This is a genomic window from Streptomyces sp. CA-210063 (assembly GCF_024612015.1).
Taxonomy (GTDB): Bacteria; Actinomycetota; Actinomycetes; order Streptomycetales; family Streptomycetaceae; genus Streptomyces.
On the sequence record NZ_CP102512.1, the window covers coordinates 3,439,669 to 3,459,068 of the forward strand.

Annotated in this window: 15 protein-coding genes; 7 read left to right on the plus strand and 8 right to left on the minus strand. The window is 71.6% G+C overall.

Features of this window, described 5'->3' with window-relative positions:
- The first annotated feature begins 6 nt into the window (after positions 1-6).
- Together JIX56_RS14690 and JIX56_RS14695 are read left to right on the plus strand one after the other, a co-directional pair.
- Complete coding sequence (locus tag JIX56_RS14690) at positions 7-1,557, plus strand: alpha/beta hydrolase (RefSeq protein WP_257540876.1); 1,551 nt, start codon at positions 7-9, stop codon at positions 1,555-1,557.
- A 119-nt stretch (positions 1,558-1,676) separates the two neighbouring features.
- Positions 1,677-3,173, plus strand: a complete 1,497-nt coding sequence (locus tag JIX56_RS14695; protein WP_257540877.1) for an alpha/beta hydrolase — start codon at positions 1,677-1,679, stop codon at positions 3,171-3,173.
- 86 nt (positions 3,174-3,259) lie between these two features.
- On the opposite strand, the gene moeZ is transcribed toward JIX56_RS14695, so the two are convergent.
- From moeZ to JIX56_RS14730, 7 genes are all read right to left on the minus strand, one after another.
- Positions 3,260-4,438: an adenylyltransferase/sulfurtransferase MoeZ gene (moeZ, locus tag JIX56_RS14700; protein WP_257540878.1), complete on the minus strand. Its 1,179-nt coding sequence runs from the start codon at positions 4,436-4,438 to the stop codon at positions 3,260-3,262.
- Between the two features lie 63 nt (positions 4,439-4,501).
- Entirely contained in the window at positions 4,502-5,251 is a 750-nt protein-coding gene (locus JIX56_RS14705; protein ID WP_257540879.1) for a spherulation-specific family 4 protein, read from the minus strand.
- A complete protein-coding gene (locus tag JIX56_RS14710) occupies positions 5,239-6,198 on the minus strand; it encodes an NAD-dependent epimerase/dehydratase family protein (protein WP_257540880.1) in 960 nt (319 codons plus the stop codon). Before JIX56_RS14710 ends, JIX56_RS14705 begins: the two co-directional genes overlap by 13 nt.
- A 199-nt stretch (positions 6,199-6,397) precedes the next feature.
- The gene (locus JIX56_RS14715; RefSeq protein ID WP_443031818.1) at positions 6,398-7,573 is read right to left on the minus strand and encodes a hypothetical protein; all 1,176 of its coding nucleotides are present in this window, start codon (positions 7,571-7,573) and stop codon (positions 6,398-6,400) included.
- Between the two features lie 443 nt (positions 7,574-8,016).
- On the minus strand, positions 8,017-9,999 hold the full coding sequence (locus JIX56_RS14720) for a DUF3492 domain-containing protein (RefSeq protein WP_257540881.1): 1,983 nt from the start codon (positions 9,997-9,999) through the stop codon (positions 8,017-8,019).
- 213 nt (positions 10,000-10,212) lie between these two features.
- A complete protein-coding gene (locus JIX56_RS48010; protein ID WP_443031819.1) occupies positions 10,213-11,364 on the minus strand; it encodes a DUF3152 domain-containing protein in 1,152 nt (383 codons plus the stop codon).
- Between the two features lie 647 nt (positions 11,365-12,011).
- Positions 12,012-13,223: an alpha/beta fold hydrolase gene (locus JIX56_RS14730; protein WP_257540883.1), complete on the minus strand. Its 1,212-nt coding sequence runs from the start codon at positions 13,221-13,223 to the stop codon at positions 12,012-12,014.
- A gap of 245 nt (positions 13,224-13,468) precedes the next feature.
- On the opposite strand from JIX56_RS14730, the gene JIX56_RS14735 reads away from it, so the two are divergent.
- The 4 genes from JIX56_RS14735 (at position 13,469) to JIX56_RS14750 (ending at position 15,436) form a co-directional block, all read left to right on the plus strand.
- Positions 13,469-13,687, plus strand: a complete 219-nt coding sequence (locus JIX56_RS14735; protein ID WP_257540884.1) for a hypothetical protein — start codon at positions 13,469-13,471, stop codon at positions 13,685-13,687.
- Between the two features lie 222 nt (positions 13,688-13,909).
- A complete protein-coding gene (locus tag JIX56_RS14740; RefSeq protein WP_257540885.1) occupies positions 13,910-14,551 on the plus strand; it encodes a TetR/AcrR family transcriptional regulator in 642 nt (213 codons plus the stop codon).
- A gap of 177 nt (positions 14,552-14,728) precedes the next feature.
- Complete coding sequence (locus JIX56_RS14745) at positions 14,729-14,956, plus strand: DUF3107 domain-containing protein (RefSeq protein WP_005480533.1); 228 nt, start codon at positions 14,729-14,731, stop codon at positions 14,954-14,956.
- Positions 14,957-15,163: 207 nt separating this feature from the next.
- Positions 15,164-15,436, plus strand: a complete 273-nt coding sequence (locus tag JIX56_RS14750) for a hypothetical protein (RefSeq protein WP_257540886.1) — start codon at positions 15,164-15,166, stop codon at positions 15,434-15,436.
- A gap of 126 nt (positions 15,437-15,562) precedes the next feature.
- Here the strand turns inward: JIX56_RS14750 and JIX56_RS14755 are convergent, their stop codons facing one another.
- Positions 15,563-16,339: a ferritin-like domain-containing protein gene (locus tag JIX56_RS14755; RefSeq protein WP_257540887.1), complete on the minus strand. Its 777-nt coding sequence runs from the start codon at positions 16,337-16,339 to the stop codon at positions 15,563-15,565.
- A gap of 482 nt (positions 16,340-16,821) precedes the next feature.
- Between JIX56_RS14755 and JIX56_RS14760 the strand changes: the two genes are divergently transcribed.
- Positions 16,822-19,185 carry a DEAD/DEAH box helicase gene (locus JIX56_RS14760; RefSeq protein ID WP_257540888.1) on the plus strand — a complete coding sequence of 788 codons (2,364 nt, stop codon included), beginning with the start codon at positions 16,822-16,824 and terminating at the stop codon, positions 19,183-19,185.
- Positions 19,186-19,400: the final 215 nt, after the last annotated feature.

Consider the following 19,400-nt stretch of genomic DNA (forward strand, 5'->3'; position numbering starts at 1 on the left):
GGGTGCATGCCCACCTCGCCCTGGACGCGCGCCGTCGCCGTGACCGCCATCGCCGTCCTGCTGTCCCTGTCGGCGGCGGGCTGCGGCGACGAGGCCAAGGGCGACGACGAGGACCTGACGGCCCAGAAGCTGAGCTGGGAGACCTGCGAGGCACCGTCCGAGTCCCAGGGCGGCGGCGTCGCGCCTTCTCCGCTGGCGGACGGCGAGGTCTGGCAGTGCGCGACCATGAAGGTCCCCCTCGACTGGGATGAGCCAGACGGCGACACGATCCCCCTCGCGCTGATCCGGGCCGAGTCCAGCGGCGCCAAGAGCCGACGCATCGGCTCGCTCGTCTTCAACTTCGGCGGCCCCGGCCTCTCGGGCGTCAAGACGCTCCCCTCGTTCGGCGAGGACTACGCGAATCTGCGCACCCGCTACGACCTGGTGAGTTTCGACCCGCGTGGCGTCGGCCGGAGCGCGGGTGTCGAGTGCGAGGACGACGAGGAACTCGACGAGTACTTCCAGCAGGACGCGACCCCGGACGACGCGTCCGAGCGGACGGAGTACCTCGACAACACGAAGACGTTCAACTCCGCCTGCGAGAAGAACTCCGGCAAGGCCCTCCCGCACGTCCGCACCACGGATGCGGCCCGTGACATGGACCTCATGCGCCAGGTCCTCGGCGACGACAGGCTCCACTACTTCGGCTTCTCCTACGGCACCGAACTCGGCGGCGTCTACGCCCACCTGTTCCCCGAGAACGTCGGACGGGCCGTGTTCGACGCGGTCGTCGACCCGACGCAGACAGCGGAGCAGGGCTCGCTCGGACAGGCCAAGGGCTTCCAGCTGGCGCTCGACAACTACGCCCGGGACTGTGTGTCGAAGACGGAGGACTGCCCGGTAGGCGACACCGAGCAGGACGTCGAGGACCGGATCACCAAGCTGCTCGGCGACCTCGACAGCAAGCCGATCACCGGAGCCTTCCCCCGCGACCTGACCGAGTCGGAGGCGAGGACCGGTATCGCCCAGGCCCTGTACTCCCAGGACCTCTGGCCGTATCTGACGACGGGCCTCGAGCAGGCGTTCGACGGGGACGGCCGTCTGTTGATGCTGCTGTCCGACTCGCTGAACGGGCGCAACGAGAACGGCGAGTACAGCAACCTCACGGCGGCGAACATCTCCATCAACTGCGCGGACGACAAACCCCGCTACACCAGCGAGGACGTGGAGGCGAAGCTGGCCGACTTCCGGGCGGCCTCACCCGTCTTCGGCGAATGGCTGGCCTGGTCCATGCTCAGCTGCACCGGCTGGGCCGTCGACGGCGCAGCCGACCATCCCGACGTACGCGCCCCGGGATCGGCGCCGATCCTCGTGATCGGCAACACGGGCGACCCGGCCACGCCGTACGCGGGCGCACGGAAGATGGTGGAGGCGCTCGGGGCGGCAGTCGGTGTCGAGCTGACGTACAAGGGCCAGGGACACGGTGCGTACGCCAGCGGAAATGCGTGCGTGCGGACGGCCGTGGACGGCTACCTGCTGACGGGGAAGGTACCCAAAGCCGGTACGGTCTGCTCGTAAACACACAGGTCAGCGCGTTATCCACAGGCGATCTCGACGTTCACGGCAGTCCGCATACCATGGCATGACTGCCATTCGGGACATCCGGTGGACGGTATCGCGAGAGGGGGGAAGTGCGCATGACGCGATTTCCACGGGGGGCGGCACTGGCCGCGGCCGTGCTGCTGATCGCCGGCTGTAGTGGCGGCGACGACGAGGCGGGCGATGGGAAGGCCTCGGCGTCTTCACTGGCGTCCCAGAAGCTCGACTGGGGGCGCTGCAAAGCGACATCGGAGGGACCGGCGCCGGGCGGCGACTGGCAGTGCGCGACGCTGAAGGTGCCGCTGGACTACACGAACCCTGACGACGGGACGATCGGGCTCGCGCTGATCCGCAGCAAGGCGACCGGCGACGACGAACGTCTCGGCTCACTCCTGTTCAACTTCGGCGGGCCCGGCGGCTCCGGCGTGTCCATGCTGCCTTCGTACGCGGGGCTCACCAGCGAACTGCACGAGCGGTACGACCTGGTGAGCTGGGACCCGCGCGGGGTCGCAGAGAGCGAGGGCGTGCGCTGTCGCAGCGACAAGGAGATCCAGGCGGGCGAGTCGGTGGACGCCACCCCCGACGACACGGCCGAGGAGACCGCCTTCTTCAAGGACGCGGCCGACTTCGGGGCGGGCTGCGAGAAGGAAGCGGGCAAGCTGCTGTCACACGTCTCGACCGCCGAGACCGCCCGCGACATGGATCTCATGCGCCAGGTCCTCGGCGACCAGAAGATGCACTACTTCGGCATCTCGTACGGCACCGAACTGGGTGGTGTCTACGCCCATCTGTTCCCGAAGAACGTGGGACGCCTGGTCCTCGATGCCGTGGTCGACCCGACCGCCGACACGGTGGGCCACGCGAAAAACCAGACTGTGGGCTTCCAGCGCGCTCTCGACAACTACCTCAAGTCCACGGGCCAGGACCCGGAAGAGGGCACGCGGAAGATCGAGGACCTGCTGGAGCGGATCGACGCCGAGCCGCTGGCGACGACGTCCGGCCGCGAGCTCACCCAGACTCTGGCGACCACCGGTATCGTCCTGCCGCTCTACAGCGAACAGAGCTGGCCCACTCTCACCAGCGCGCTCGAAGCGGCCGAGGACGGCGACGGCACCGAACTGCTGGCGCTCGCCGACGGCTACAACGAGCGCGACCCCTCGGGGCGCTACGGCACGACGACCCACTCCCAACGGGTCATATCGTGCCTGGACCAGAAACAGCGGCCGACGCGGGAGGAGACGAAGAAGCTGCTGCCCGAATTCCGGGAGATCTCGCCCGTCTTCGGCGAGTTCCTGGGCTGGGACACGGCGGGCTGGTGCCACGACTGGCCGGTGGCCGGCCTGACGGACTCACCGGAGGTCAGCGCACCGGGTGCGGAGCCCGTCCTCGTGGTGGGCAACACCGGGGACCCGGCGACGCCTTACGAAGGCGCGCAGAAGATGGCCGAGGAGCTGGGCGAGGGCGTCGGTGTGGTGCTCACCTGGGAGGGCGAGGGCCATGGGGCGTACGGCAGCGGCAGCGACTGTGTCGACTCGACGGTGAACTCGTATCTACTGGACGGGACGGTGCCGAAGGACGACAAGGTCTGCACCTAGGCGGCCCGGCAGCCGAGAGGGGCTCGGCACCCGCGGTGCCGAGCCCCTTCCGGGAAGGTCTGTGTCCAGTGGACGAAGGCCTGTCTCTAGTAGACCGGCTTGTCCGGCTCGATCTGGTTGACCCAGCCGATGACGCCGCCTCCGACGTGGACCGCGTCGGCGAAGCCCGCCGACTTCAGCACCGCGAGGACTTCCGCACTGCGGACACCCGTCTTGCAGTGCAAGACGATCTTCTTGTCCTGCGGGAGGGCCTCCAGGGCGGTGCCCATGAGGAACTCGTTCTTCGGGATCAGCTTGGCGCCCGGGATGGAGACGATCTCGTACTCATTGATCTCTCGGACGTCGATGATCTCGATGTTCTCGCCGTCGTCGATCCACTCCTTGAGCTGCTTGGGAGTGATCGTCGAGCCGGCGGCCGCCTCCTGGGCCTCTTCGGAGACGACGCCGCAGAAGGCCTCGTAGTCGATGAGCTCGGTGACGGTCGGGTTCTCGCCGCAGACCGCGCAGTTCGGGTCCTTGCGGACCTTGACCTGGCGGTACTGCATCTCCAGGGCGTCGTAGATCATCAGGCGGCCGACCAGGGGCTCTCCCGTACCGGTGAGGAGCTTGATGGCTTCGGTGACCTGGATGGAACCGATGGACGCGCACAGCACACCGAGGACACCGCCCTCGGCGCAGGAGGGGACCATGCCCGGGGGCGGGGGCTCCGGGTAGAGGCAGCGGTAGCAGGGGCCGTGCTCGGACCAGAAGACGGAGGCCTGGCCGTCGAAGCGGTAGATCGAGCCCCAGACGTACGGCTTGTTCAGCAGCACGGCCGCGTCGTTGACCAGGTAGCGGGTCGCGAAGTTGTCCGTGCCGTCGACGATCAGGTCGTACTGGCGGAAGATGTCCATCACGTTCTCGGCCTCGAGCCGCTCTTCGTGGAGGATCACGTTCACGTACGGGTTGATGCCGAGGACGGAGTCGCGGGCGGACTCGGCCTTGGAGCGGCCGATGTCGGCCTGGCTGTGGATGATCTGGCGCTGCAGGTTCGACTCGTCGACCTCGTCGAACTCCACGATGCCGAGCGTCCCGACGCCCGCCGCGGCCAGGTACATCAGCGCCGGCGAGCCCAGGCCGCCGGCGCCCACACAGAGCACCTTGGCGTTCTTCAGCCGCTTCTGCCCGTCCATCCCCACGTCGGGAATGATCAGGTGGCGGGAGTACCTGCGGACCTCGTCTACGGTGAGCTCGGAAGCGGGCTCGACCAGGGGTGGCAGCGACACGGGGACTCCGTTGGTCGGTCAATCACTACAGTTGTTCTCCCCGTAACACTGCCACGCCCTTTTTCATTCCGAGACACCCGTTCCAACCAGCGAGACGATGTCGTCCCAGTAGCCGGGCAGCGTCTCCCAGGGGTCGCTCCAGCCGGCGCGGTCCGTACGGTCGGTGAAGTAGAACGTGGCGGCGCCCTGCCAGCGGGCGATGCGCAGCGCCTCGTCGAGGTGGCCGCGCGGCACACCGTGGACGAAGTGGCAGAAGCGCTCGGGCGGATGGTCGGCGGTCCACTCGGCCACCTGCGACCAGCGGTAGTCGCTCCAGGGCCCGGAGAAGGTCACCAACTGGTCGGCGCTCTCGGCATATCCGGGATACGGGTGGGCGCCGTGGCCGAGGACGATATGGCCGCCCCCGAGAAGCGCGCGGAGCACGGTGACCGTGCGCTGGATCTCGGGAAGGGCGCTGCGCTCGGTGGGGCAGCGGTCCAGGAGGAAGCCGTCGACCTGGTACCAGTCGAGATAGCGGCGTGCGTCGGAGGCGGTTTCGGCGAGGGTGCGCGCCCCGTATGTCACGTCCAGGTGGCCGAGGACCCGGACGCCCGCGTTCCGCAGCCGCCCGGCGGCGCCCAGGCAGTGGGGGTCGGGGCGGGCGCCGGGGCCGTCGGAGACATTCAGGACGACCCAGTGCAGCGGGGTGCCGGGGCGGGTGAGTTCGCTCCATTCCAAGGGAGCGACGAGGGGGTGGGCATAGCCGGGGATGCCGAAGCCGTGGCTTAAGCCGGTGCTCGCGATGCCGGACGGGGCGGGGGTCAGATACGGCATGCCGCCTCCATCCAGATGTCGGCGAGGGACTCCTCGAGGTTGATCCGTGGCCGCCAGCCGAGCCGGTCACGGGCGGTGCGTACATCAGCCTGCTGCCAGCTGCCGCAGCCGTCCGGGTAGGGATAGGAGACGGGGGCGACGTGGTCCGGTTCGGGGCGGGGGTGACCGATGGTGGGCCTGAGGGGGCCGGGCGGGGCGTCGAGTTCGTGGAGGGCGCCGCCGTAGCCGGCCACGCGGGCGAGGACGGCCGCCGCGTCGCGGAGGCGCACGGCACGGCCCGAGCCGATGTTGATCACGCCCTGGGCGGCGGAGAGCGAGGCGGCGTGGACGGCGCGGGCGACATCGCGTACGTCGACGAAGTCGCGCTGGACGCCGAGGCCGGCGAGTTTGAGCTCGCCGTCGCCGGACTGCATGGCGCGGCGCATGGCCTCGGCGAGGCGGCCGAGCGGGGAGCCGGCGGGGGTGCCTGGTCCGGCGGGCGAGAAGACGCGCAGGACCACCGCGTCCAGTCCGGAGCCGAGGACGAGTTCGGTGGCGGCGAGCTTGCTCACCCCGTACGGGCCGCCGGGGCGGGGCACGGCGTCCTCGGCGGTCGAGGAGCCCGGCTGGCTGGGACCGTACTCGGCGCCGCAACCGATCTGCACCAGGCGCGCCCCGCAGCCGCTGCGGCGCAGGGCCTCGCAGACGGTGGCGACGGCGACGGTGTTGTGCCGGGTGAGTTCGCGGGCTCCGCCGCGAGTCGCTCCGGCGCAGTTGACGACGACTCCGGGGTGGACGGCGTCCAGGAAGCGGGTGAGCGCGCCGGGGCTGCCGGTGGCGAGGTCGAACCGTACGTCGGCGTCGTCGCCTCGGCCGAGTGCGGTGAGCTGTACGGCCGGGTCGGCGAGCAGGCGTTCGGCGACGAAGCGGCCGAGATATCCGTTGGCTCCGATCAGCAGGACCCTCATCGGGCGACTCCCGGGGCGGGCTCTCCGGTTCGGGAGGTGATCATCTGGCGTTCTCCTTATGGGGTGGTGCCGTGGGTGATGAGGTGGGCCCGCGGTGTCGGCCCCGCGGGGGAGATGCGCGGGAGCGAGGTCCCACGTATCGGTCGGGCTCGGGTTTCCCACAGCGGTGTGCGGCCGCTGTGGCGAAGGCCGAGACGGGTCAGGTCTCCCCGGAGGGCAGGGCGTGGGCCGAGGCCCGGGTCAGCGTGCGGATGACATGGACAAGCAGGACGAGCGCGGCTGCGCCACACACGAGGGCCGGGACGGCGCCGGGTCCCCAGGCGTACGCGACGGTCTCGACGGGGGTGGCCAGGAAGGTGCAGCCGGGCAGACGGCTCGCGAAGACCGTGGCCAACGCGATGGCCTCGATCAGGGCGGCCGTGCGGAGGGCGACAACCGGGGTGTGGGTGAAGCCGTGCGCGGTGAGTAGGCGGGCGAGCAGCAGGAGTGCGCCGAGGGCGCCGGCTCCGGCGTAGCCGGCGGGCTCGTCCAGGATCGCGCCGCACAGCGCGAGCAGGGCGACCAGGGCGCCGAGGTGGAGCGCGAACACGCCGAGGAGCAGGGGCTTCACGGAGTCGGCGAACTCCGCGAGGCCTCGGCTGGCGGCGAGTTTGCGGCGGGCGTGTACGGAGAGGAGGTGGGCGCACCAGGTGGCGGGGGCGCACGCCAGGGCGAGCGCGAGTACGGGCGCGGTGGCCAGGGGCCAGAGCCCGTGGGGTCCGCCGTCGAGGCCGGCGGCGAGGAGGCCGTCGCCGAGGAGGGCGTACGCGATCAGCCAGCAGGTCCAGACGCGGGTACGGCTCGTGGTGCCCGATGGGGTGCGCAGCGGGCCCCGACCGAGGGCCACGCACAGGCCGAGCGCCACCGCGACGGCGCCGAGGACGGTTGCCATGAGGCGGGGTTGGCCGTCGGTGAGCCGTACTCCCGTCACAGCTGCCGCGCACAGGGCGCCCGGCAGCAGGGCGAGCACGGCCCATCCGCCGCGTGCGCCGGACGTACTCGGCACCGGCTCGCGCTCCGTGGATTCCTCCCCGTCACGCGACACGCGTGCGTACATTTCCTCGGCCAGCGAGAACACGTCCCGGTGCCGGAAGCGGGCCGCCGTGCGGTCGGTCACGCCGTGCGCCTCCAGCCCGGCGGCGATCGCCAACGGGTCGACCGCCCGCTCGCAGAGTTCCCGGTGCCGGTGCATCAGGGCCTTGACCGGGTCGACGGCACCGCGTCGGGGGGCGGGTGTGGGGGTGGCCGCGACGTGACCGTCGTCGACCGGCCAGGGGATGGCCATGGGGTCGGGCGGGGCGGTGACGCTCCCTGGCACCAGCGGGTCCGGCGACACCAGTCCGTCCCGAGGGCCGGGAAGGCCCGGCGACTCTGTGGCCCCCGGTGGCGACATGGGCGAGGTCTGGGCGTCGATGCCACCCGACAGCTCCCGCTGCCCCGGCTCACTCAGCCCACGCAGCCTGTCCGACGCACCCGGCCTGCTCAGCCCATCCGGCCTGCTCGGTGCACCCGGCTCGCGCGACGCACCGGGCTCGCTCAGCACAACCGGCCCGCTCAGCCCACCCGACCCGCTCAATTCACCCGGCTCGCGCGACGCACCCGCCCCGTTCGCCCCGCCCAGCCTGTCCGAACGGTCCAGGTCCATCCCGTCCAGCCTGTCCGAGCGGTACCCATCCACACCGCCCAACCCATCCACACCGCCCAGCCCGTCCGAACGGCCCGGCCCGGCCAAACGGCCCAACCCGTCCGAACGGTCCAACCCCTCCACTTTCAACTCGCTCATCGCGCCCCCTCCCTCGCAGTGACCGGCTCCCCGGCCGCCCCGCCCGGAGACGTCCCCGCAGGCCGGACCGGCGCCGAAGCCGAAGCCGACACCGGAGCCTCGACCGACGTCGAAGGCGGTCCTGACGTCGTGACCGGCACCGATGCCGTGGCCCGGGCAGGCGTCGTCGCCCGCACAGGCGTGCCGGCAGCCCAACGCGGCCGACCGGCGACAAGCCCGCCGATACCCGCGCCCCCTGCCACGCCGGCAACCCCAGCCACTCCCAGGCCCCCCGCCACCAGCCGGGGCTCGGTCCAGCGGCCGGGCACATGGGCCTCGGCCGGGGCTCCGAAGGGCAGTGGTTCGCCGGTGTCGTCGAGGACGACCTTGCGTACCGGGGCGTGGGAGACGACCTCCAGGTAGATGCCACGAAATGCCGCGACGTTCTGCTCGACGGTGAAGAGTTCGAGGGCGCGGGCGCGGGCGGCCGCGCCCAGGCGCGCACGGCGCTCGGGTTCGCGCAGCAACGCCACGCACGCTTCGGCGAGCGCTCGCGGATTGCGCGGTGGGACGACGAGCCCGGTGCCGCCGATGACCTCGACGACCGCGCCCACATCGGTGGAGACCGTCGGCCGGGCACAGAACATGGCCTCGACCAGGCTGATGGGGAACCCTTCGACGACGCTCGACAAGACGACCACGGCACCCGCCGCATACGCCTCGGCCAGGTCGGGGACGGCCGGATCGCCGATCTCCTCGAAGGAGACGGGGTTGTCGCCGACCGCGTGGACGCCCTCCGCCTCGTCGGGGAAGAGCTGTGCGGCCAGGGCCTTGCAGTGGCCCAGATAGGCGGCCGCCTCGGTACCCGTGGCCGCTCCGACGATCCTGAGCCGGGCCTTGGGCTCGGCCCGACGGACGTCGGCGAAGGCGTGCAGCAGGGAGATCAGGTCCTTGGCGGGTTCGATGCGGCCGACCCACACCAGCGTGTGTGGATCCGCGCACTCCGGCGACTCGCCCACGTCCGCGAAGCGGGCGGCGTCCATGCCGGGGTAGACCGTCCGGATCCTGGCGCGGTCGGCGCCGCAGCGCTCCTGCCAGCGCCGGGCGTGGGTGTTGCCGGGGGTGAGGCAGGCGGCCTGCCGGTAGACCTCGGCGGTCAGCCGGCGGTGGAAGGCCGCGAGCAGGGCGCGCACCGGCGCCTCTCCCGAGGCCCCGAGGTAGTGCGCCCGCAGCGGCACGCCGTACTCGGTGACCAGCAGCGGCACCCCATGGAAGTGACGGGCCAGCAGCCCGGGCAGGGCGGCCGAGCCACCCGCCGCCGCGTGGCACAGGTCGACCGAGCCGAGCCCGTCGTCCTCGTACCAGTCGAGTGACAGAGGGCGCAGGGCGCGTTCGAGGTGCGAGGCGACCGTCAGCAGATCCGGTACGCGAGCCTCGCGCGCCCCTCGCAGTGCGCCCGGCGCCCGACAAGCGCGCTCAAGCGTGCGCACGGCGGCCTCCGAGCGCAGCGCGCCCACCAGTCCGCCCTCGTCACGGGCGAGTTCGGCAAGCCCGTACAGCGCGTTGCCGAAACGGTCCGCCTCAGCGTCGGAACCACCCTCGGAAGCCTCCCCGGCACCGTCGTCCCCGTTCGCCCCTCCGGTCCCACCGGCCCCGGATGCCCCCGCCCCGCCGAGCAACCCGGCGACACCGGCCACCCCCCCGACTCCCCCAGAACACACGGCCGCCGCCAGTTCGCCGTATGCCTCCGCGAAGCGCCGTCGGGCCCGGCGGCCATGGACGACCCCGTCGTCCTCGGCCGTCCACAGCGGTGCCGTACGGACCCGGCTGACCTGCGGCGGCAGCGGGATCCAACCCTCGTCCTCCTGCCGCTCGGTCCGGCTGAGCGCGTAGATGTCGAACTCGTGTCGCTCCAGCCCACGTACGAGTCGGTCGCACCAGAGCCTGGCGTCACCGCTCACATACGGATAGCCACCCTCCGTAAGCAGTCCGATGCGCACGTGTGCACCCCCGATCTCCCGTTTGGGGAGCCGCCGTTCACCCGGCGGCCCGCAGCGGGACGAACGTATGCGGACAAGGCGGTGGTGCGACGGACGGTTGTCCATCGCACCACCAAAAGGGGTGAACGGTCGTAACTTTCCCTAGCGGAACACGTTTTCTCGCGCTAAGGGATCAATCGACTACGCCCCGTCAGATCGCTGGGCAGAGTCCCGTCAACTCCCGGGGAACGGCCAGGGATTGGCCTTGCACGTGATCCCGTCGTAGGTGAGGAACTTGCTCTGCTGCTGCATGACGGGCGCGAGTTCGCCGTCCTTGTCGCAGGTCACATGGCGGTTGCCGAGGCGGTGGCCGATCTCGTGGTTGATCAGCATCTGCCGGTACGCGTGGATCTGATCGCCGTATGTCTTCGAGCCCTGGGCCCAGCGGTACGCGTTGATCATCACGCGCTCCGTGGCGGCCGAATCACAGGACACGTTGTCCACAGTGGTGTCGAGTCCCGACTTGGCACACCAGATCGCGGTGGTGCCCGGACTGGCCAGCGTGATCACGAAGTCGGGTGTCCCGGAGGAGATCCGCTCGAACGTACGGCCACCGCTGTGGGCCCAGCTCCGGTCGTCGTTCAGGGTCTTCTGCACGGCCTCGGCGAACAGCCCCGCGTCCAGCCCGAGTCCCTTCTCGACATCGACCCGGTAGCGGTATTTCCGACCCGTCCCCGGCGCCTTGTCGAAGCCCCTGACCGCCTCGAACTTCCCGTTCCCCGCGAGGTCCGCGGCGAGCGTGTACTTCGTGCCCATCTTCTCGTCGTACGACAGCGGGGTCGCGCTCGGACTGGGGCTCGGCCGACCGGACTGGGTGGGCCGGCTGTCGCTGCGCGAGGCGTCGCGCACATCACGCTCACCGGCGTCGGCGGCCTGCGGCTGTGTGGCGGTGCCGTCCTGCCCGCCGGCCACCTGGCCGCCCACGACGACCGCCAGCACGGTGGTGACCGCGGCGGCGGCGATCCCGGCGAACGCCCGCCCCTTGCCGCCCTTCGCCGTCTCCGCGAGCTCGGGCTCGTCACGCAGCGGCTTCTCCTGCGGCGCCGTCTCTCGCGGTACCTGCCCCCGCAACGGCTTCTCTTCGAGGGCCACCTCGACCTGGCCGTCGGCATCGGCATCCGGCGCGAGACGGTGTGTCCGACCGGGTGCCAAGACGTCGTCGACCTCGTCGAAGGCGTCCAGATAGGCCTGGCGGGGGCCACCGGGAGGCATGGTCTCCTGCCGCTGCCGGGGAATGGGGATACGGCGGCCGGACCGCTCGGGAGGCACGCCGTGCGGGGCGCCGGGGGATGCCGCCTCGCCCGGCCCACGATACGGGGCCCCCATAGGAGCCCCGTGCGCCACGCCGTGTCCGGCACCCGTCTGCCGCCCACCACCACCCAATTGCCCCCAGCCCCCGCCCCCTTCACGCTGCTCCGGGTGACCACCACGACTCGGGGGGAAACCACGGGCCGGGGTGCCGTCGGGAAGCCCGGGGAAGCCGTGCGCGGGCGTGCCGTCGGGAAGACGCGGCATCCCGTGAGCCGGCGTACCGTCAGGAAGGCCAGGGAAACCGTGCGCCGGCGTGCCGTCGGCGAAACGGGGCACGCCGTGCGCCGGGGTGCCATCAGGAAGACGCGGAAAACCGCGCGCCGGCGTGCCGTCAGGAGAACGCGGGCCCCCTTGCCCAGGCGCACCGCCGGTGACCCGCGGCACCCCCCGGCCCGGAGTCCCGTCGTACCTGCGGGGCAGCGGAGGTCCTCCCGGCGACTGCGCTCCTGCCGCCGTCGCCGGAGCCGGTGCGCCCCTGGCGTCCCAAGGCGCCGACCCACCCCCGCCCGGACCCTCCGGAGTCCCCTGGGCCCCCGAAGCTCGCGGCGCCGCCGAGCCGCGGTCGTCCGACCCGGCGGACGTCGCCGTCCGGGTTTCCCTTATGTCGCTTGTGTCGCCTTTCGGCGCCCGCCCCTTGCGGCTGTGCCGTCCCACGCCGCGCCTCAGCTCCCCCCGCCGGGCGAGCCCGTCGGAGGCCCGTCCGCGGCCGATTCGTCACCGTCGGCGGCAGCCGAACCGCGTCCGCGCACCGGGCCGCCCTCACGCGACACACGGACGGAAGCCGAAGCCGAACCCACCGAGGCCGAGACGGAACCCACGGAAGCCGAAGCCGAACGCACCGAAGCCGAATGCGCATCCGCACCCGACTCCCAATCCGCCGACCCCGAACCGGGCGGCGCCGAACCCGCCCCGCCGCTCGACCTGCCCGTGTCCGCGAGCAGTTCACGGAACGCCGAGGCGACCGCCTCCGGGTACTCCATCATCGCCACATGCCCCGCGTCCGGCAGGGAGACGAGGCGGGAGTCACGGAAGGTACGGACGGCGCGCTGGGCCATGCGGTAGCCGACGAGCTGGTCGCGGCGGCCGTAGACGAGGAGCGTCGGGGCGAGGACGCGCTCGGCCTGACGCCAGAGCGAGTGCTGCCCGCCCAGGGTGTACGCGTCCACGAGCCCGCGGGCGGACCGCGTCAACGCGTCCCACATGTACGGCAGTCGGAGGCGCCGCTCCATCTCCTCCACGGCGTTGCGGAAGCCTTCCTCCGTGACGCGGCCGGGGTCGCCGTAGCAGAGCGCGGTGACGCCCCGTACGCGCTGCTCGGCGCTCCAGCCCTTGGTGAAGCGGGTGAAGAGCGCCGACATGCCCGGCAGCGCGAGCATCGCGGTGGGCACGGCGGTCCGCTGCACCAGGAGCTCCGGCAGGGCGGGCGACACGAGGGTCAGGGTGCGGACGAGGTCGGGGCGCAGGGCGGCGACGCGGGTGGTGATCGCGCCGCCGAGCGAGTTGCCGAAGAGGTGCACGGGGCCGCGCCCGGTGGAGTCGAGGTAACGGATGACCGCGCGCGCGTGTCCCGTGACGGAGTAGTTGCCGTCGTCCGGCGGTGGCGAGTCGCCGAAACCGGGGAGATCGAGTGCCTCGCCGGCCACGAGTCCGTCGAGCAGCGGCATCAGCGCGGACCAGTTCTGCGAGGAACCGCCCAGGCCGTGCACGAACAGGGCGGGCGGCAGTCCCTCGCGCGCCGGCGGTCTCGACCGCACCGACAGGGTGATCCCCGGCAGCCGGACCGACCTCAGCCGTTCGCCGGGCGCCACACGCACGGCACTCGCCTTCGGCGACGCGGTGGCGGTCAGGAGGGACGGCAGCTCGGTCGAAGACATGCGGCAATGTTACGAGACGATCACGCAGTGGCTCATGTGTTCGCCGTCACAGATCGCGCCATATATCGGCCACTTGTCACGGGGTACCGGAATGCGGACCGGCCACCGCCGGATCACGCCGGACCGCATAGCGCCACGATCGGCTGTCTCCTAGGCTCGTAGACAGGGCACCCGTATGTGGCCCCTGCCGCCCTCAGGGACGTTCCGGCGGCACCAAGGGCCACCACCAGGAAGGGGAACCCACGATGGCCGTTGACCCGAGCGATCCCGACACCTTCGTCGAGGAGGAATCCGTGGAGATCGACGACGTCGAGGCCCCCGAGGCCGATGCCGCCGAGCAACGCACGGACGTCGCCCCGGACCGGGACGAGCCGCTGACCGACGCCAACCGGGACGCCGCCAACGAGGCCGACCTGGCGGAACAGGCCCGCGTCGTCTCGATCGACGAGGACGACTACCGGTAACCCGACTTTCACCAGGGACGACGACCGGTGAGGCAAAAGGCGACGATCGGTCATGAGAAAGGGCTTCCTTCTGCCCGCCCTGCCCCCGTTTGACGTGGTCCGCGGCACTTTCCCCGGCGTCCGGTCCGTGAAATTCTGCGCTCGCACCGCGCACACCCGGGTTACCGAAAAGTACGATGGCGGCGCGGCTCTCACCGCATGTGGACGATTTTGGGAGGCGGCGTGACAGCCATCGAGCAGACAGAGGCGGCGCGCCCGCGGGGCACGCGCCTGCCGCGCCGAGCCCGACGTAACCAGTTGCTGGGCGCCGCCCAGGAAGTCTTCGTGGCCCAGGGGTACCACTCGGCCGCGATGGACGACATCGCCGAACGCGCCGGAGTCAGCAAGCCGGTGCTCTACCAGCACTTCCCCGGCAAGCTCGACCTCTACCTGGCCCTGCTGGACCAGCACTGCGAGTCCCTGATCCAGGCCGTACGCGGCGCACTCGCGTCGACGACCGACAACAAGCAGCGCGTCCGGGCCACCATCGACGCCTACTTCGCGTACGTCGAGGACGAGGGCGGCGCCTTCCGGCTGGTCTTCGAGTCCGACCTGACGAACGAGCCCGCCGTGCGCGAGCGCGTCGACAAGGTCACCAACGAGTGCGCCGAAGCCATCCGCGACGTCATCGCCGAGGACACCGGCCTGTCGCGCGCGGAATCGATGCTCCTCGCCTCGGGCCTGGGCGGCCTCGCCCAGGTGGTGGCGCGCTCCTGGCTGCACAGCGACCGCAGCGTCCCGCGCGAGGAGGCGGTCCAGCTGCTGGCCTCGCTGGCCTGGCGCGGCATCGCCGGCTTCCCCCTGCACGGCATCGACCACCACTGAGCGCGCACAACCCCGGACCGATGACCGCGATGCGGCCCTGGTCCGGGGTTTTGTTCCCGCGCTCTGTTCGCTCCTGGCGTTCTCGCGCGGAACATGTACGTCCCCTCACCGGGCTAATGTGTGCTGCGTACGGCGCGGAAGCCCGCGCATTTCACTGACCGTCGGAGGGACATAGCCGTGGAGGTCAAGATCGGCGTGCAGCACGCGCCCCGCGAGATCGTTCTGGAGAGCGGTCAGAGTGCCGAGGAGGTCGAGCGTGCCGTTGCCGAGGCGCTGACCGGCAAGTCGGCGCTGCTGAGCCTCACGGACGAGCACGGCCGCAAGGTCCTGATCCCGGCCGACCGTCTCGCCTACGTCGACATCGGCGAGTCGGCCGTCCGCAAGGTGGGCTTCAGCGCGCTGTAGTCAAGAGGCACAAGAGGTGTACGGAGGGGCCCGGTGGCGTGAAACCACCGGGCCCCTCCGTACGCCCGCCTCTCATGGTCCCCATGACCCGAACCGCACAGAGTCATCACATCTGGTCCGCTGAGAATGATTGCGTTCCACGGCTCGCGGGTAGTACCGGCTACGACCGATTTGCCCAGGCCAGGCCGTGCGGGAGGGAACCCGATCATGTTCTTGGAAGCGCTCGGATCCGCGATCCTGGGGCTCGCCCTCGCCAGCACCGCCGCCTACCGGCTCCCGCACCGCCTGCCGCCCCGCACCCTGGTCCTCCCGACCGGCACGGCCGGCGCCCTCTTCGGCGCCTTCCTCACCCACACGGCACTGGGCGCCGCGAACTACCTGGTGATCCTCACCGGCGCCCTGATCGTCGCCGCCGCCTCCCTGTCCCTGCTCCTGCGCCCGACGGAACGCTTTCGACGCAGCAGCTCAGCGACGGCGTAGGAAAGGCCGCGCCCCTTGATCAGGGGCGAAGCCCCATCAAGGGGCGCGGGGAACTGCGCGACCAGCCACGACGAAACCCGCACCCGCCAGACGACAGGTCACCCCACGGCGACTAGGCGCCCCCGCTCAGGCCGCGAGGCCCAGCGCAGCCATCCGCTTCGTGTGCGCCTCGGTGATCCGCGAGAACATCCGCCCCACCTCGGCCAGATCGAAGCCGTCGGCGACACCCCCCACCAACATGGTGGACAGGGCATCCCGGTCGGCGACGACCCGCTGCGACTGCGACAGCGCCTCCCCCATCAACCGCCGTGCCCACAGCGCCAGTCGCCCGCCCACGCGCGGGTCCGCGTCGATCGCCGCCCGCACCTTCTCCACGGCGAACCCGGCGTGCCCGGTGTCGTCGAGCACGGCGAGCACCAGCCCGCGCGTGTCCGAGTCGAGGTGCGCCGCGACCTCCCGGTAGAAGTCACTGGCGATCGAGTCGCCGACGTACGCCTTGACGAGCCCCTCCAGCCAGTCCGACGGGGCGGTCTGCTTGTGGAAGCCGTCGAGCGCGTCGACGAAGGGCTCCATGGCGCGTGTCGGCTCCTCACCGACCTCGGTGAGCCGGTCCCGGAGCCTCTCGAAGTGGTGGAACTCGGCCGCCGCCATCTTCGCCAGCTCCGCCTTGTCGGCGAGGGTCGGCGCCAGTTTCGCGTCCTCCGCGAGCCGCTCGAACGCCGCCATCTCTCCGTACGCCAGCGCTCCGAGCAGGTCCACGACCGCGGCGCGGTACTGCGGGTCGGCGGAGGCCCGGGCCCAGTCCTGGGCGGCGATCCCGGTGACCCCGGCGGTGTCGGCGGTGTCGGCGGACTCGGTGCCGCCGGCGTTCTCAGGCTTGTCAGACGTGGTCATGAAGCGCACAATAGCCCGCTCCCCGCAAGGCGGAAGGGCATGGTCATTCAGTGTGACGACGACTACGTGACCAAATCGGCCATCGCATATGCGCGATTCCGGGGTATGGTGGTAATGCGCCTGCTGGTACGTCGACGTAGCTCGACGGTATCTCGACAGGCCGCACGCATGAGGATGCCCGGTCGGTGGCCCGATCGGCTCCGACCCGACAGCCCTCCTTGTTCCGTACGGCACTCTGCGTACGGCGTCCGGAGGGAACCCCTCAGCGGTATGAGCGCTAGAGCGTCGGCAGTGGTCCCGTGCCACACGGCCCGCCCGTGAGGCGGCCGACGTCCCCCGCACGGTCCGACACGACCCCCGCGCTCGCCTCACACCGCGTACACAGAAGAGGCAGCACCCTGACTACGACTTTTCGAGATCTCGGAATCTTTCCCGAGACGGCCGAGGCCCTGGAGGCCGTCGGCATCATCAACCCCTTCCCCATCCAGGAGATGACGCTCCCGGTCGCCCTCACCGGCACCGACGTCATCGGCCAGGCCAAGACCGGCACCGGCAAGACGCTCGGCTTCGGCCTCCCGCTCCTCGAGCGCGTCGTCGTCCCCGCCGACGTCGAGGCCGGCCGCGCCGAGCCCGAGGCCCTCACCGACGCTCCGCAGGCGCTCGTCGTCGTCCCCACGCGCGAGCTGTGCACACAGGTCACCAACGACCTGCTGACCGCGGGCAAGGTCCGTAACGTACGCGTTCTCGCCATCTACGGCGGCCGGGCCTACGAGCCTCAGGTCGAGGCCCTCAAGAAGGGCGTCGACGTGATCGTCGGCACCCCGGGCCGTCTTCTGGACCTCGCGGGCCAGAAGAAGCTCAACCTCAAGCACATCAAGGCGCTCGTCCTGGACGAGGCCGACGAGATGCTCGACCTGGGCTTCCTGCCCGACGTCGAGAAGATCATCAACATGCTGCCGGCCCGCCGCCAGACGATGCTGTTCTCGGCCACCATGCCGGGCGCGGTCATCGGCCTCGCGCGCCGCTACATGTCGCAGCCCACGCACATCAGCGCCACGGCGCCGGACGACGCGGGCAAGACGGTCGCGAACACGAAGCAGCACATCTACCGCGCGCACAACATGGACAAGCCCGAGCTGGTCGCGCGCATACTGCAGGCCGAGGGCCGCGGTCTCGTGATGGTCTTCTGCCGTACGAAGCGGACGGCGGCCGATCTGGCCGACCAGCTCCAGCAGCGCGGCTTCGCCTCCGGCGCGGTCCACGGCGACCTCGGCCAGGGAGCGCGCGAGCAAGCTCTGCGCGCCTTCCGCAACGGCAAGGTGGACGTCCTCGTCTGCACCGACGTCGCCGCGCGCGGTATCGACGTCGAGGGTGTCACCCACGTCATCAACTACCAGTCCCCCGAGGACGAGAAGACGTACCTGCACCGCATCGGCCGTACGGGCCGCGCGGGTGCCAAGGGCATCGCGATCACTCTCGTCGACTGGGACGACATCCCGCGCTGGCAGCTCATCAACAAGGCGCTGGACCTGGGGTTCAACGACCCGCCGGAGACGTACTCCACCTCCCCGCACCTCTTCGAGGAACTGAGCATCCCCGCGGGCACCAAGGGTGTCCTGCCGCGCTCGGAGCGCACGCGCGCCGGGCTCGGGGCGGAGGAACTGGAAGACCTCGGTGAGACGGGCGGGCGCGGTCCGCGCGGTCGTGGCGGCCGTTCCGCCGCCCCGGCGCCCGCCGAGCGCGAGCGTGAGCGCCCGGCGCGTGCGCCGCGTCGCCGCCGCCGTATGCGCGGTGGCGAAACCGTCGACGGGGTCTCCCCGGAGGCCACCGCGCCCACCTCGGTCACAGAGCCCTCGGAGGCCGCGCAGCCGCCGGTCACCGACTCCGCCGAGTCCGAGCCCCGTACGCCACGCCGTCGCCGCCGGACCCGCGCCGGGGTGACCCCCGCTGCGGAAGCCGCGGTCGAGACGGCCGAGAGCACGCCCGCCGAGCGGGCCGAGGCCGTGGTCGAGACCGTCGCGGCCACGCCCACCGAGTCGGCCGAGGCCGTCGAGGAGGCCGCCGAGCCGCGCCGCCGCCGCACGCGCAAGGCCGCGGAGGCCGTGGTCGAGGCCGCGCCCACCGCCGAAGCCGCGCTCGACACGGCCGAGGGCACGACCGACACGGAGCCGGCCGCCGAGGCCCCTGCCAAGCCGCGCCGCCGCACCCGCAAGGCTGCCGCACCCGCCGAGGCCGTGGTCGAGGAGACCGCCGCCGAGGAGACCGCGTCGAAGCCGCGCCGTCGGACTCGCAAGGCCGCGGAGGCGGTCGAGAGCGTGCTCGAGGACGCTGTCGCCGAGGATGCCGCGCCGAAGCCGCGCCGCCGGACCCGCAAGGCGGCGGAGGCCGTGGTCGAGGCCGCGCCCACCGCCGAAGCCGCGCTCGACACGGCCGAGGGCACGACCGAAGCCGAGTCGGCGGACGAGGCTCCGGCCAAGCCGCGCCGCCGCACCCGCAAGGCCGCGGTCGCCGTGGTGGAGGCTCCGGAAGCCGTGACCGCCGAGTCGGCGGACGAGGCTCCGGCCAAGCCCCGTCGCCGTACGCGCAAGGCCGCGGAGGCCGTCGTCGAGGCGACGGACGCCGCCGAGGCCGCCGTCGACACGGTCGAGGCCACGAAGCCGCGCCGCCGCACGCGCAAGACGGCTGCGACGGTCGAGGCCGCGGTTCCGGCCCAGCCGACGGAGGAGCAGGCCACGAAGCCGCGTCGGACGCGGAAGGCCGCGGTTCCGGCTGCCGCCGCGGAGACGGGCGAGGCTCCGGCGCCGCGTCGTCGGACGCGGAAGGCTGTGGCCGCCGTGGAGCCCACGGAGGGCTGAGCCGATTCAGGCGAGTGAAGGCCCGGTCCCCTTTCGGGGGTCGGGCCTTCGGCGTTCCCAGGGGTTTCTTCGCCCCCTCCGCCCCTACCCGTCCCATCCCAGGGGCTGTGCCCCTTCGACCCCCTTGAGCGCCTCCTAACTCGGGGGGCTCTGTGCGTTGGCGGGTGCGGGCTTGTTGTGGTTGATCGCGCAGTTCCCCGCGCCCCTTAAAAGCC

Excerpts from the sequence above, each read along its gene's own strand:
- JIX56_RS14690 (WP_257540876.1), top strand. The coding sequence starts at position 7 with ATGCCCACCTCGCCCTGGACGCGCGCCGTCGCCGTGACCGCCATCGCC.
- JIX56_RS14695 (WP_257540877.1), top strand. The coding sequence starts at position 1,677 with ATGACGCGATTTCCACGGGGGGCGGCACTGGCCGCGGCCGTGCTGCTG.
- JIX56_RS14705 (WP_257540879.1), bottom strand. The coding sequence starts at position 5,251 with ATGCCGTATCTGACCCCCGCCCCGTCCGGCATCGCGAGCACCGGCTTA.
- JIX56_RS14710 (WP_257540880.1), bottom strand. The coding sequence starts at position 6,198 with ATGAGGGTCCTGCTGATCGGAGCCAACGGATATCTCGGCCGCTTCGTC.
- JIX56_RS48010 (WP_443031819.1), bottom strand. The coding sequence starts at position 11,364 with ATGGGGGCCCCGTATCGTGGGCCGGGCGAGGCGGCATCCCCCGGCGCC.
- JIX56_RS14730 (WP_257540883.1), bottom strand. The coding sequence starts at position 13,223 with ATGTCTTCGACCGAGCTGCCGTCCCTCCTGACCGCCACCGCGTCGCCG.
- JIX56_RS14735 (WP_257540884.1), top strand. The coding sequence starts at position 13,469 with ATGGCCGTTGACCCGAGCGATCCCGACACCTTCGTCGAGGAGGAATCC.
- JIX56_RS14750 (WP_257540886.1), top strand. The coding sequence starts at position 15,164 with ATGTTCTTGGAAGCGCTCGGATCCGCGATCCTGGGGCTCGCCCTCGCC.
- JIX56_RS14760 (WP_257540888.1), top strand. The coding sequence starts at position 16,822 with ATGACGCTCCCGGTCGCCCTCACCGGCACCGACGTCATCGGCCAGGCC.